This is a genomic window from Paenibacillus sp. FSL H7-689, assembly GCF_000517905.1.
In the GTDB taxonomy this organism is placed as follows: Bacteria; Bacillota; Bacilli; order Paenibacillales; family Paenibacillaceae; genus Paenibacillus; species Paenibacillus amylolyticus.
This window is the reverse complement of sequence record NZ_ASPU01000013.1, coordinates 320,939-335,437: the sequence shown is the minus strand read 5'-3', so window position 1 is coordinate 335,437 and position 14,499 is coordinate 320,939. Positions and strand designations below refer to the sequence as shown.

Sequence of the window (14,499 nt, the reverse complement as noted above, 5' to 3'; positions counted from 1 at the left end):
GAGCCATCCAATGAAATATCGCAATATGGAAGATTGTATTAACGATCTGGAACAGCATGGTCATTTGATTCGGGTCAAAGAAGAGGTTGATCCTCATCTGGAGATGGCAGCGATCCACATGAAAGTGCACGAGGCTAAAGGCCCGGCGTTGTTATTCGAAAATGTAAAAGGCTCAAAGTTCCAGGCCGTATCCAATCTGTTCGGCACGGTGGAACGAAGCAAGTTCATGTTCCGCGGTACGCTGGAAGGCGTACAACGGGTCATGGCTGTTCGTGACGATCCCATGAAGGCGCTTAAGACGCCATTTCAGCATGTCCGCACAGGTCTTGCTGCGTGGCAGGCGCTGCCAAAACAGAAATCTATAAGCCTACCCGTGTCGGCGCAAGAGATTCAAATCTCGGACTTACCACTCATCAAACATTGGCCTATGGACGGTGGGGCATTTGTGACGCTACCACAGGTTTATTCGGAAGATCCGGACAAACCAGGAATCATGAATTCAAACTTGGGGATGTACCGGGTTCAACTGGATGGCAATGATTTTGAAATGAACAAGGAAATTGGGTTACACTATCAGATTCATCGCGGAATTGGTATACATCAAGCCAAAGCGGTCAAAAAGGGAGAACCACTGAAAGTGAGTATTTTCATTGGTGGTCCACCTGCACATACACTTTCAGCGGTTATGCCTTTGCCTGAAGGACTAAGTGAGATGACATTTGCCGGTCTGCTCGCTGGACGTCGCTTCCGGTACAGTTACAAGGACGGATATTGCATCAGTAATGATGCTGATTTTGTCATCACGGGTGATATCTACCCAGGTGAGACAAAACCCGAAGGGCCGTTCGGTGATCATCTGGGTTATTACAGTCTGACACATGAATTCCCGCTAATGCGTGTGCATAAAGTCTATGCCAAACCTAATGCCATCTGGCCGTTTACGGTTGTTGGTCGTCCACCGCAAGAGGATACGGCTTTTGGCGATTTGATTCATGAGATTACTGGAGACGCGATTAAACAGGAGATTCCAGGTGTTAAAGAAGTACATGCGGTCGATGCGGCAGGTGTCCATCCATTGCTGTTTGCAATCGGCAGTGAACGTTACACCCCATATCAGGCGGTGAAGCAGCCGACAGAGTTGCTTACGATTGCCAACCGTATTTTGGGTACGGGTCAGCTCAGTCTGGCGAAGTACCTGTTTATTACTGCTGAGGATCAGCAACCTCTGGATACCCACAAGGAAGTTGAATTCCTGACCTATATCTTGGAGCGTATGGATATGCAGCGGGATATTCATTTCCATACCCATACAACGATTGATACACTCGATTATTCGGGTACAGGACTGAACAGCGGAAGCAAGGTAGTTTTTGCAGCGTATGGCGACAAGGTTCGGGATCTGTGTGCGGAAGTTCCGGAGTCTTTGAAAAACATTCGTGGTTATGAGAATCCACAGCTCATCATGCCGGGTATCGTTTCGATCCAGACATCGGCCTTTACGAGTTATGCGGATATAGCACAGGAGATGCAAGCATTCACGTCTCTATTGAAAGAACAGGGAGGTCTGGACTCGTGTCCGATGATCATTCTATGTGACGACAGTTCGTTCCTGAGTGCTAACCTCAGCAACTTCTTATGGGCAACCTTTACTCGAAGCAACCCTTCACATGATATGTACGGGGTTAATAGCGGATATGACCACAAGCATTGGGGCTGTGATCAGGTGATTATTGATGCACGTACCAAACCCCATCAGGCACCACCGCTGATTCCCGATGCTTCGGTCGAGAAGAGCATTGAACGATTTTTTGTTAAAGGGGCTAGTCTGGGTTCGATCAAAATCTAATTTGAGATGTCTTGAAGAAGTTCAAACGGAGCGTTTGAACTTCGTTGGCTTACTCTGATACGGCGATGAGGCATAAAAGTGTGTAAAAGCTTAAAACCGGGACTAATTTGGATATTGGAGTGAGGATAAAGTCATAGGCGTTCGTATTTACCATTGTGATTAAGGTCGTTTGAACTATGTATGAATTGAAGAATTATAACGATATAAAGAAGTATAGGTATTTTTGTGGCCCCGTTCCGTTGGGTGCTGTTACTATAATGAATTGTTCAGGGGGAATACCGATTTGAGAATCCATATTATGAACCTGCAAGACGGAGACCGTCTAACTGCGGATACATTCAGCGATGCAGGATTACACGTTCTCGGGAAGGGAACTGTGATCAAAGGTGAGGATATCACCTTGCTTATGCAGCACCGTGTAGATTATGTAGATATTGAATCACGCGAAGAGGAAATCACTGAAGCAGAATTTTTTGCAGCAGCCGCAAAGCATGCTTCGGGGATAACTACGAAGGAAGAACCGCCTGAAGAAGAGCTGAAGTCCCAATTTATTCAGACTGTACATAATTATCAAAATGCTTTTCTCGAAGCTCTGACCGTTGGCAAGTTCAACGCCACCATGGTGGATGATGCACTGCAACCGATGGTTGAAGGACTGGATGAGCAAAAAGATGTCGTTCATCTCCTGATGATGCTGGAGCGGGATGACGTCAATAACTATACACATTCAATCCAGGTAGGATTGTTGTCATTCTACCTCGCGAATTGGCTTGGATATTCTCAGAAGGAGAGTTATCAGATTAGTCGCGGTGGTTATCTGCATGACATTGGAAAGTGCAAAGTTTCCCACCGGATTCGGAACAAAACAGAACCGTTGACGGCTGATGAGCAGCTTGAAATGCGGCGTCACACTATATATGGCCATGAAATTATCAAAAATTCGATGACGGATGAAGCGACAGCACTGGTTGCTCTGCAACATCACGAGCGGGAAGATGGGTCGGGTTATCCGATGCAACTTGAGAAAAGTGAAATTCATCCATATACACAGATTGTATCTGTAGCGGATATCTATATAGGCATGAGATCCGGGAACCACGGAGGAAGCAATCCAAACCTGATCAACAACCTTAGAGATATCTATGGAATGGGATTTGGTAAATTGAATGAAAAACCGGTTCAGGCATTGATGCAACATTTGCTTCCTAATTTCATCGGGAAACAGGTTCTGCTCAGCAATGGAGAAAAAGGTGTTATTGTCATGAACAATACGTCCGATATTTTCAAACCACTCATCAAAGTGGAGTCTGAAGAATATCGCGATCTCTCCAAAGAGCGTACGCTTGCCATTGATGAATTGCTTATTTAATCTAAATATGATCTGTATTCCTTACTTATATTGAGGACGGGCCTCCTGTACGAAGACAGGGGACCCGTTTTTTGTTATATCATCCTAGATGTGTTGTTCGACCAAGGAAGCAAGCGTATACTTTGCAAAGACCTTATTTTTCCTGCCAAGGAGCGATCGCCATGATTGAAGTGACAACCGAGATTACAATACATGCCTCGATTGAACGATGCTTTGACTATGCCCGGGATATTGATGCACATACTCAGACCGTCTGGCAACATACAAGAGAGCGAGCAGTTGCAGGAGTAACAACAGGAAGAATTGGAGCAGGGGATACTGTTACATTTCAGGCTACTCATTTTGGGGTCAGACAGAAGCTGAAGTCCCGAATTGTGCAGTTTGAACGACCTTTCCTCTTTGTGGATCAGATGGAGAAAGGGGCTTTCAAGAGCATGCGACATGAACATCATTTCAGCGTAATTGGGGATCAGATGACTTGCATGAGAGACACACTTCGATTCGAAGCTCCACTTGGATTACTGGGATGGGCAACGGAGCGACTTGTGCTGAAGAGATACATGCAGGCATTTCTGGAGGATCGTAATCGTAAGCTCAAAGATATGCTTGAGCAGTAGCCAGAATTGAAGGGATAGAGGAGAGAAGACATTTGATGGATAATGAATATTTTGTAGGTTGGGGTACCCTTGCCTTGATTAATGCCGGACTGGCTCAGGGAAAAAACAGAAGTGGTCGGAACTGGTTTCTGATTTCCCTGTTATTTGGTCCGTTGGCAACTCTTTTTATTGTGGTGTGGAATAAACTGGACTAATTCAACGATCGAGATTCCGATGCATATAACGATCGATCATCCAGAATATAAGGGCTGCTGCACTAACACCAGCACCTAACCAGCAAATGGCTGTCCAGCCTGCCCATGCATACACTTGGGTAGAAACAATGGAGCCGGTTGCACTGCCGATGGAATAAAAGATCATATAAGCTGCCGTCAGGCGGCTTTGCGCTTCGGGGCGAACTTCGTAGATCAGGCTCTGGTTGGTAACATGTATGGCCTGCACGGCGAGATCGAGCAGGATAACACCCAGGATCAGAAACCAGAGAGAATGATGGACATAACCGATGGGTAGCCAGGACAAGAGTAGAATGACAAGGGAAATACCGGTTGTTTTCTGCCCAAGGCCCCGGTCGGCAAGTTTACCTGCACGGGCAGCAGCCAATGCTCCCGCCGCTCCTGCGAGACCGAATGCACCTATGACTGTATGAGACAGGGACAGTGGAGGGCTACTTAGTGGCAGTACTATGGAAGTCCACAAGATGCTGAAGGCTGTAAAAATCAGCATGGCCAGCACACCTCGTACTCGTAACACACGCAACTCACGGTACAGTTGCAAGACGGAACCGAGTAATTGGGTATAGCTTTGTTTTACTTGTGTTGATTGTTGCCTTGGGAGAACAAAAAATAAGGCGACAATTCCGAGTAATGTAAGGCTGGCGGAGAAGAGATACACCGATCTCCACCCGAGCCAATCGTTCAGCGTACCTGCAACCGTTCGTGCAAGCAAAATGCCAATGACGATTCCGCTGGTTACCAACCCGACAATGCGACCACGTTCGGAAGGGGCTGCCAAGTGTGCAGCAAAGGCAACGAGCGTTTGCGTAATGACCGCGAGTAGACCTACGACAGCCATGCCCGCGAATAAAAGTGAGCTGGATTGTGCGGTTCCTACGAGAACCAGTGCAAGCACGGATAAGAGCATTTGAATGATGATCAACTTGCGACGATTTAAGAGGTCACCAAGCGGAACAAGAAGGAACAGCCCCAAGGCATAACATATTTGAGTCACTGTGATGACAATCCCTATGGATGATGGAGAGAGGCTGAATTCTTGAGCGATGGAGTCCAGCAAAGGCTGAGCATAATAGATATTGGCGACCGCAAGTCCGCTGCACACGGCAAAAAGAAGAGCAACTAACCGTGACATGGCAGGACGATCCTTATTGGATAATTGTGCATCTGGAGAAGAAGTTTGCAAGAGTATTTGTCACCTTTCTATTGTGTACTGATCGGTATGTTATGTTTCGGAATAACCATACTTTATTTGCGTGAATTCTGTCAACAGAGAAATGGGTGAGGGTTAAATTGAAGATTATTTACCAGAGAATACGACGATAAATAACGACGCAATCGCTTCTATTCCAGATTTTTCGATTCATTTATAGCTAAACACGCCTTTCTGGTTATTAGGTTTTGACTTTGTAATAAGAGTGAGGTTAAAATATATAAACATACTGATCGATACATAAAGAGGTGAATTGTATGGTTAGACAACGGGAATTTGATACGGATAAAGCACTTGATGCAGCGATGCATACGTTTTGGGACAAGGGATTCGAAGCGTCATCTTTGAGTGATTTGACGACCGCAATGGGCATACAACGTCCCAGTCTGTATGCGGCTTTTGGAGATAAAAAGGAATTATTTGAAACAGCACTTCGCAGGTATACCACTCAGCACGCGGCTCAAGTCAGAGCCAGACTTCAACAGGGCTCCTCCGTGCGGGAAGCCTTTCGTGGATTGTTTGAACATATTGGAGCAGAGGGGAGTGTGACCGAGCCTAGTCACGGCTGCTTTTGCATTAATACGATGGTTGAGCTGGCTCCACATGATCCCAAATTCGCTGTCCTTACACGGGAGCATCAGATGTACCTGGGTGTTCTTTTCAAAGAAACGATAGAACGAGGGCAACAGAGCGGGGAGTTGTCCGCTGACATGAACGCAAGTGCGGTCGCACAGTCTCTGGTTGTATCCATGATTGGACTGACTGTACTGATGAAATCAGGACCGGACCGCTTGTTTGTAGAGCAGAGCATCCAGGTTACGCTGTCTTTGTTACATTAATAGGGAATTATTCTGTTTAAAGTGATGCGGAGTTGCTACAATATAGACAAGAATTGAGCAGATATAGGAGGAGATCAGAAATGAATACGAAGTTGCGCTGTGCCGTTTTGGATGATTATCAGAACGTTGCGCTGACGTCGGCGGACTGGGGTCCGTTGATGGATCAGGTGGAGATTCAGACATTCAACAACTATATGGGCTCGGAAGAAAAAGTCATTCAGGAATTGCAGGATTTTGATATTGTAGTCCTGATGCGGGAACGTACGCCGTTTCCAGAGAAGGTCGTTTCGCAGCTCCCTAAGCTAAAACTTCTGATTACAAGTGGTATGCGCAACGCTTCGATAGATCTCAAGGCTGCAGAGCAGAACGGGATCATTGTGTGTGGAACTGAGGGAAGCTCTAATCCGCCGACGGAGCTTACATGGGCACTGATTCTGGGGCTGTCCAGACAACTGGTTACAGAAAATAATGCACTTCGCTCCAATCGTAACTGGCAGAGCACAGTAGGATTGGATTTGCATGGGAGAACACTTGGATTGCTTGGTTTGGGCAAGATAGGTACTCGCATGGCTGAGATTGCAAAAGCATTTGGCATGAATGTGATGGCCTGGAGCGAGAATCTAACACAAGAAAAAGCCGGAAAACATGGTGTGATCTGGTCCGAGACCAAGGAGCAACTGCTTGCACAGAGCGACATCGTATCCATACATCTAGTATTGAGTGATCGTACGCGGAATCTGATCGGACAAGCCGAGTTTCAACTAATGAAATCGAGTGCGCTACTCATCAATACGTCGCGAGCGGGCATCGTCGATCAGGAAGCTATGGTGGAGGCATTGCAGAGTGGTGTGATTGCTGGTGCAGGTCTGGATGTATATGAGCAGGAACCGCTCCCCGTTAACCATGTGATGCGAACATTACCCAACGTCCTGGCCACACCGCATCTGGGTTATGTGACTCGTGGCAATTATGAGATCTATTATAATCATACCGTAGAGAATATAGCGATGTTCCTGAAGGGAACACCGATCAGGCAACTGCTTTCTTAGAATGAACGTATGCGGAGTATAAATTTGCTATAGTGATATAGAATCAACGACAAATAAGGTGCTGCCAGGAAAGAGTTAGACCTGAGCAACACCTTTTTAGTATATCTGTGTAACAGAACAAATGAAGGGATAGCCGTAAAATATATTCTATACTACTGACCCATTCCCCTCACCGAATTTAACTGTGTGGTCCTCGCTGGGAGGAATGAATCATGGCGACGCTTGATTCACGAACGATTAAGCGCGGTTCAAATTGGATGTGTTCGTAATCGGTCGTGCTCATCTCCCGAATTCGTTTTAACAACAGCTCGGTAGCAAGTCTGGCGACTTCTTCGCCCATAATGGACACGGAACTAATCTGAGGAGACGTGACGGTTGTCCATTGATTGTTATCCACACCCACAACAGCCACATCTTCAGGTACACGAACCCCTAACTCCTTGAACCGATTAACCAATCCGATGGCAACCATATCATTAATGGCATAGACAGCATCTGGCATATGCGTAAGTCCATAGAAATAATCTGCAGCATTGGCACCTGTATTCAATGAAAAGTCCTCACCAAAGTAGACGAGAGAAATGTCCACATGGCCTACGGCTTGCTCATACGCACGAAAGCGTTCTTCGATAATGTCCTTCGGTGCTCCCGCATATGCAATTCGAGTTCGACCGATCTTGAACAGATGTTCCATTACCAATTTGCCTTCAGGTTGAGAGAGAGAGACGATATCCGCTTTCATACCCGGTTCCAGTTTTTTGCCGTAATTAATCATCGAGATAGGGAGCGGCGCCTTATCAATCAGTCCGGGTAACGTTTTGGGGTACGCCAGAGGCATGAAAATCAGTCCGTCCACATGCAATTTTTTGACATTACGAATGGTTTCAAGCTCCGTTCTGGCATTGCCTGCCGTATTGATCTGCACGACATGGTACCCATGCTGCTTCGCCGTTTGCTCTACAGACCAGGAGATTTCCGGAATGATGGCGTTACGTATGTCGGGTACAACAAGAGCGATCTGGTGCGTTTGCCGGATTTTCAGACTCTGTGCCGAGGTGTTGGGTACAAAACCAAGTTCTTCAATGGCCTGCATCACCTTATCCCGTGTTTTACTGCTGATGCCTTCTGAATTGTTGATGGCCCGGGATACGGTAGCGATGCCCACGCCGGCACGCTCTGCAACGTCCTTGATCGTAAGTTTCTGTTCTTTCCTCAATGTACGGTTACCTCACTTTATCGGAAACGATTCCGAATTATTAGGAATATGTATGAACTTCACGATAGTTATATAACTTGATTATAACATTTGAACAATGAAGTATCCCGTGAATGGGCCAGATTTATGGCAAGGCCTGATTAAATTTCAATAGATCTACAATAATATTTGCCATAATATATGTTAATAACAAGGATTACATCGTTTGTAATACCGCTAAGATCACTTGAATTAAAGTACAAGCATTCTAAAGTGAACTCGATATGATCACGAAATAGACATATTAGTGGAGAAATATGTTTGACAGCGTATCTAAAATGTGACATATTTAATTTACGGAAACGTTTCCGATTATATCGCAAATTATGATCTGGGAGATGAAATGAATGAAAGCATTACGTTGGCATGGAGTCAAAGATTTACGTCTCGAAAATATTAATGAACCTCAGCCTGAAGAAGGGAAGGTCAAAATAAAAGTGGAATGGTGCGGTATCTGCGGCAGTGATTTGCACGAGTACACAGCAGGTCCAATCTTCATTCCCGCTCAAGCACCGCATCCGCTAACAGGGGAACAAGCGCCTATAGTTATGGGGCATGAATTCTCAGGACAGGTGGTTGAAGTAGGGGAAGGTGTTACACGTTTCAAGGCAGGCGATCGTGTTGTGGTAGAACCCATCTATGCATGTGGACACTGCGAAGCTTGTAAACAGGGCAGATACAATCTGTGCGATCAGATGGGTTTCCTTGGACTCGCTGGAGGTGGCGGAGGATTCTCCGAGTATGTAACTGCTGCAGAAAACATGGTACATGCCATTCCGGATTCAATCTCGTATGAGCAAGGTGCGTTGGTTGAACCTTCAGCTGTAGCACTTCACGCTGTGCGCCAAAGCAAGCTGAAAGTGGGAGATACGGCAGCCGTGTTTGGCGCAGGCCCAATCGGACTACTGGTCATCGAAGCGCTTAAAGCTTCGGGAGCGTCGGATATTTATGTGGTGGAGTTATCGGATGAACGGAAAGCAAAAGCCGAAGAGCTCGGTGCCATTGTGATTGATCCAATGCAGTTTAATGTCGTGGAAGAGATCCATCAACGTACACAAGGTGGCGTTAACGTAGCTTATGAAGTAACCGGTGTTCCACGTGTTCTGCAACAAGCCATCGATTCAACACGTATTGGTGGAGAGTTGATGATCGTCAGTATTTTTGAACAGGAAGCGCCGATTCACCCGAACTCAATTGTCATGAAAGAACGTACAGTTAATGGCATTATTGGTTATCGCGATGTGTTCCCGGCGGTTATCAGTCTGATGGATAAAGGTTTCTTCCCGGCTGATAAGCTGGTGACCAAACGAATTTCGTTGGATGAAGTGGTAGAGCATGGATTTGAAGCACTGTTGAAAGAGAAAAATCAGGTTAAGATTTTGGTAAAAGCTGAATAGAAATCACAGACATTAAGAACAAGTAGACAGCACATCAACAGATGTGATTGTCTACTTTTTTTGTATAAATAGGGCGAAATTTGTTGCATGTGCGGGTGGTTTTACATAGTATAAAAAGATACAAATTGTATCATCTTGGTGTGAAGGTAATGATGATGAAAAAATGAAGGAGGAAGCGGACATGCAGAGACATACAAAATGGACAGCCGTAATTTTGACCATTGTCGCAGGAATGAGCTGGATGCTTATGGGGAACTCCAAGCCGAAAAACACCACGTCAACAAGTCAACCCCCTGCGACGGAACGTGGGCTTGCCAAGGTGTCGAATGCACCGATCAGTTCAGCGGATGTAACATCGAAGATCGAACTGCTAGGCAGACCTTTTACCAAAACACCATATGCTAATAACGTCTGGGACATGCAACTGTACAACGGCAAAATATATTTGGGCCACGGAAATAGCAGCAATCTGGGCGTAGCTCCTAATTCAGGCCCTATCCCAGTCATTTATTATGATACAGCGAATGCAAAATTCAAGACCCAGTCGGTGACTAACAGCAACCCGAGCATCTTGCCATCAACGAAGATGTATGTGGATGAGGAACAGATTGATATCTACAGAGTACTAAACGATAAGTTATATATTCCTGGCAATGATTCCGATAGTGAACAGTGGGAACTGGGTAACTTCTATCGTCTGGATGGAGAAGTGTGGACCAAATATCGCAATCTGCCGCTGGGTGTACACGTATACGATTTGGCATCTTATCAAGGCAAGATGTTTGCCGCGCTGGGTACAGAGTCCAAACCAACCATTCTAATCTCTCATAATGAAGGTGAAACTTGGCAAAAATATGCGACTATTAATACGTTTGGTTTCCGGGCTTATACCATGTTCCATCTTAATGGCAAGTTATATGCATCTGGCATGATGTATCCTGCCAATAAAATATGGAATGACAAAACTAATATTCTGGAGATTAATGAAAAACTTGAGAAACGAGATGTTGTCATCTATGGTAACAAAATGCTGCCTGGACTAACCTATCAAACGGGCACGATTCCTTATAATAAAATAGGCAAAAATGTTAACTTCAATAACAAGTTGCTCTATATAGCAGGTGGCGTGTTTAATGATGGGCAGCTGCTGCCCAAATCTTTGAATGTCATGACCGACATCAATCAGGCAAGGCGAGTTAATCTCCCGGATGCCAAGGCGCTCCCAACCGATGTGCTGTTGCGTGATGGCAAGGTGTATGTGCTTACGTACACTCGCCAAAGTGCCAATCTGTATATCAATCGGGTCTACCAATCAACGGATCTGACCACATGGAATGAGATTTTACGTTTTAACCAGGACACCTATGCCAAGTCTTTCGAAGAGAACGAGGGTGACTTCTACTTTGGTCTGGGTACTGATCCGGATGTGTTATCAAATTCATCAGGGAAATTGCTTCGAGTGAACCGCAGCGATATCCCCGTGAATGCTAATTAAATTGGAAGGAAGATTATGGATTATATACTATGCTACATCCACATTATTGGTGACCGGGAAAATACTTTAAGATGTAGTAGAGTGCATGTCAGACTGCTTCGGTAGTGTGATCCAACAGAGGCTGCCGTAAGGTAGCTTTCTTTTTTTTCTATAAGAGTAGTTTGAATGCCCAACTTCGAAAATTTGAAAATAAAATTAAGAAACTATAAAATGGATAGAGAAATAATCCTAAACCAGTCAACTGGATTACACGTGTTACAATATACGAAAGCATGTCGCATTTCATGTGGATGCGGAGTTCCACACTTCCAATTGCAAAGGAGCAATGTACTATGAACGTACCTTCAGCATTATTCAAACCTTTCACCTCGGACAAGCTAACATTGTCTAATCGAATCGTTATGGCACCCATGACTCGCGGATTCTCACCAGAGGGCGTACCTGGACCAGAAGTTGCTGAATACTATCGTCGCAGAGCAGCAGGTGGAGTGGGGCTCATCATAACGGAAGGTACAGGCATTAATCATCCATCTTCGGTTAGTGGAGCGAGTATTCCATTATTCCATGGTGAAGATTCGTTGCAAGGATGGGCTAATGTAGTGAAAGCAGTACATGAAGTGGGTGGCAAAATCATGCCACAATTGTGGCATGTGGGTACAGCACGTCGTTCCGGTGACTTGCCTAACGCAGAAGCTGAGCCTGTAAGTCCGTCAGGGGTTAGCATGGCAGGTGAACCATCACGTGAACCATTAACGGAAGAGGAGATTCAAGGTCTTGTACAGGCATTTGCCCAAGCGGCAGCGGATGCACAGCGAATCGGGTTTGACGGCATTGAATTGCACGGAGCCCATGGATACCTGATTGACCAATTCTTCTGGGAGCAGACGAATCGACGGACCGACAATTATGGTGGTGATTTGGTACGGCGAACCCAATTTGCGGTTGAAGTGATTGAAGCTTGTCGTGCGGCGGTTGGTCCTGATTTCCCAATTGTGCTCCGGTTCTCCCAATGGAAGATGGGGAATTATGAGGCACGTCTGGTGGAGACGCCAGAACAATTGGAGCAATTCCTGGCACCACTTAGTGCTGCTGGCGTGGATATATTCCATTGCTCTACACGCCGGTTCTGGTTACCGGAATTCGAAGGATCTGAGCTGAATCTTGCGGGTTGGACGCAAAAAATAACGGGTAAACCAGCTATTTCAGTTGGATCGGTAGGTCTTGAAGCTGAATTCGTAGACAGAGCAACCGAGAACCAGGGAACAGGGGATGCCCATTTGGATCAATTAAATGAGAAGTTGGAGAACAATGAATTTGACCTGATCGCCTTGGGTCGTGTTCTGCTTAGTGATCCCGAATGGCCTGCCAAAGTTCGTGAAGGTCGCATATCCGAAATCATTCCATTTACAACGGAAGTGTTGCAAACACTCCATTAATAGAAGCCTAAGAACGTTTGGTGAAAGGTGAACTAACGCTGAACGGCAACGATTTACAACAAAAAGTAAAACAAAAACGAACAAATAGGCCGCCTTTGGGCGGCTTTTTGATCTTACTATACTAATAATTTCAACATATGAAAAATTCACAATAGAAATTCATTCCTGCACCGTTACTCCTTTTTACTCTCCACATACATCGCACACGCGCCTAGTCACAACACCATTAAGTTCCACATCTCAGGTTCCAGTGCAACCACTTTTTTTACCGCTTAAGTGTCTAAACAACGATTCAATCTTCAGTACGACTTATTTTGAAAATCCACCACCTTATGATAAGGTTAGGCCTGAACCCAAGGGTTGCCAAGATGACATTACATAAGGAGGATGAATATCCTTGCACAACTATAGGTACAACTCGAACAATAAATGGAGAAAACCACTGCAGATGCTGTGTCTTCTGCTGGGGATCGTACTGCTTTTATCGGCATGTGGCCAAGCACAGAAACCTTCCTCCGCAACGGACTCGAACACCGGATCGAATGCTGGCTCCAACTCAGGGCAATCTTCTTCATCGCCGGAGCAGAATACCGCTCCACCGCAGGAAGAAGTACCAGAGGAACCGCAAGAAGAAGTCGATCCGGTGCAGGAGCAGCTTAGTTCATTAACGTTAGAAGAGAAGATTGGACAGATGATACTGGCCGGTGTTCAAGGGACAACGTTGGATGATCAAGCCAAACAGATGATCACCGATCAAAAGGTAGGGGGGATTATTTTCTATGCCAACAATGTATCAACACTCGAGGGAACAGCCAAGTTTGTGAAGTCCATCAAGGAAGCGAATCAGTCCAACCCGGTACCGATCTTCATGAGTGTGGATCAGGAGGGCGGCAAAGTCAGTCGTATGCCAGAGACGGTGGAATCCATTCCTTCCAGTAGAAAAGTAGGCGAGACGAAAGACAGCGCGCTTGCTGAAACGATGGGCGAATTGTTGGCGAGACAGGTTCAGCTTGCGGGTTTTAATGTGGACTTTGCCCCTGTGCTGGATGTGAATAGTAACCCGAAGAACCCGGTAATTGGAGATCGTTCATTCGGCAGCTCGGCAGAACTGGTGTCACGTATGGGGATTGCAGAGATGAAGGGATTACGTAGTGAAGGCATTATTCCGGTAGTGAAACATTTTCCGGGTCATGGTGATACGTCCGTAGACTCCCATCTCGATCTCCCTGTCGTGAATAAAACGGAAAAACAACTGGCCGAGCTTGAATGGATTCCGTTCCAGGCCGCAGTGAAGGAGCAGGTAGAGGCGGTCATGGTTGCACACATTTTGTTCCCGAAGCTGGACCCGGATCATCCGGCTTCCTTATCGGATGTCATTATAGGTGAACATTTGCGCGGGAAGTTCAAGTATGATGGTGTGGTCATCACAGATGACCTGAGTATGGGTGCAATCGCGAAGAACTACAAGTTGGACCAGGCAGCCCTAGCAACTGTCAAAGCTGGAAGTGACATTCTGTTGGTAGCTCACAGTTATGAGAGTGCCAAGACGATTTTTGATACGCTAATAAGTGCAGTAAAGTCAGGCAAGATCACCGAGTCCCGAATTGATGAGAGTGTATATCGTATCCTGGCATTGAAGCAACAATACAAGTTATCGGATGATCAGAAAGCTTCCGGAGACCTGAAGCAATTGAATGCAGATATTGTGGATTGGCGTAAGGAAGTCGATGCTCGATAATAAATCCTGTGTTAT

General features: G+C 45.8%; 12 protein-coding genes. 10 read left to right on the top strand and 2 right to left on the bottom strand.

Features of this window, described 5'->3' with window-relative positions; genetic code table 11:
- Window positions 1-10 precede the first annotated feature (10 nt).
- The 4 genes from C170_RS09025 to C170_RS30705 all read left to right on the top strand — a co-directional run bounded on the left by C170_RS09025 (window position 11) and on the right by C170_RS30705 (window position 4,026).
- Window positions 11-1,846, top strand: a complete 1,836-nt coding sequence (locus tag C170_RS09025) for a UbiD family decarboxylase (protein ID WP_036608625.1) — start codon at window positions 11-13, stop codon at window positions 1,844-1,846.
- A gap of 283 nt (window positions 1,847-2,129) precedes the next feature.
- Complete coding sequence (locus C170_RS09020) at window positions 2,130-3,215, top strand: HD-GYP domain-containing protein (RefSeq protein ID WP_036608620.1); 1,086 nt, start codon at window positions 2,130-2,132, stop codon at window positions 3,213-3,215.
- A 161-nt stretch (window positions 3,216-3,376) separates the two neighbouring features.
- Entirely contained in the window at window positions 3,377-3,832 is a 456-nt protein-coding gene (locus C170_RS09015) for an SRPBCC family protein (protein WP_036608619.1), read from the top strand.
- A 32-nt stretch (window positions 3,833-3,864) separates the two neighbouring features.
- On the top strand, window positions 3,865-4,026 hold the full coding sequence (locus tag C170_RS30705; RefSeq protein WP_155985038.1) for a hypothetical protein: 162 nt from the start codon (window positions 3,865-3,867) through the stop codon (window positions 4,024-4,026).
- A 1-nt stretch (window position 4,027) separates the two neighbouring features.
- Here the strand turns inward: C170_RS30705 and C170_RS09010 are convergent, their stop codons facing one another.
- Window positions 4,028-5,197, bottom strand: coding sequence for an MFS transporter (locus tag C170_RS09010; protein WP_235200742.1), 1,170 nt, complete (start codon window positions 5,195-5,197; stop codon window positions 4,028-4,030).
- 335 nt (window positions 5,198-5,532) lie between these two features.
- On the opposite strand from C170_RS09010, the gene C170_RS09005 reads away from it, so the two are divergent.
- Both C170_RS09005 and C170_RS09000 read left to right on the top strand, forming a co-directional pair.
- Window positions 5,533-6,114: a TetR/AcrR family transcriptional regulator gene (locus tag C170_RS09005; RefSeq protein WP_036608615.1), complete on the top strand. Its 582-nt coding sequence runs from the start codon at window positions 5,533-5,535 to the stop codon at window positions 6,112-6,114.
- 80 nt (window positions 6,115-6,194) lie between these two features.
- On the top strand, window positions 6,195-7,163 hold the full coding sequence (locus tag C170_RS09000) for a D-2-hydroxyacid dehydrogenase family protein (protein ID WP_036608613.1): 969 nt from the start codon (window positions 6,195-6,197) through the stop codon (window positions 7,161-7,163).
- A gap of 178 nt (window positions 7,164-7,341) precedes the next feature.
- On the opposite strand, the gene C170_RS08995 is transcribed toward C170_RS09000, so the two are convergent.
- Window positions 7,342-8,379 (bottom strand): LacI family DNA-binding transcriptional regulator, encoded by a 1,038-nt coding sequence (locus C170_RS08995; RefSeq protein WP_036608611.1) that lies wholly within the window; start codon window positions 8,377-8,379, stop codon window positions 7,342-7,344.
- Window positions 8,380-8,765: 386 nt separating this feature from the next.
- Between C170_RS08995 and C170_RS08990 the strand changes: the two genes are divergently transcribed.
- The 4 genes from C170_RS08990 to nagZ all read left to right on the top strand — a co-directional run bounded on the left by C170_RS08990 (window position 8,766) and on the right by nagZ (window position 14,484).
- Window positions 8,766-9,815 carry a 2,3-butanediol dehydrogenase gene (locus C170_RS08990; protein ID WP_017688800.1) on the top strand — a complete coding sequence of 350 codons (1,050 nt, stop codon included), beginning with the start codon at window positions 8,766-8,768 and terminating at the stop codon, window positions 9,813-9,815.
- Window positions 9,816-9,996: 181 nt separating this feature from the next.
- Window positions 9,997-11,310 carry a hypothetical protein gene (locus C170_RS08985; protein ID WP_036608608.1) on the top strand — a complete coding sequence of 438 codons (1,314 nt, stop codon included), beginning with the start codon at window positions 9,997-9,999 and terminating at the stop codon, window positions 11,308-11,310.
- Window positions 11,311-11,642: 332 nt separating this feature from the next.
- On the top strand, window positions 11,643-12,746 hold the full coding sequence (locus tag C170_RS08980; protein ID WP_036608606.1) for an NADH:flavin oxidoreductase: 1,104 nt from the start codon (window positions 11,643-11,645) through the stop codon (window positions 12,744-12,746).
- 397 nt (window positions 12,747-13,143) lie between these two features.
- Window positions 13,144-14,484 carry a beta-N-acetylhexosaminidase gene (gene nagZ, locus C170_RS08975; protein WP_235200737.1) on the top strand — a complete coding sequence of 447 codons (1,341 nt, stop codon included), beginning with the start codon at window positions 13,144-13,146 and terminating at the stop codon, window positions 14,482-14,484.
- The last annotated feature ends 15 nt before the right edge of the window (window positions 14,485-14,499 follow it).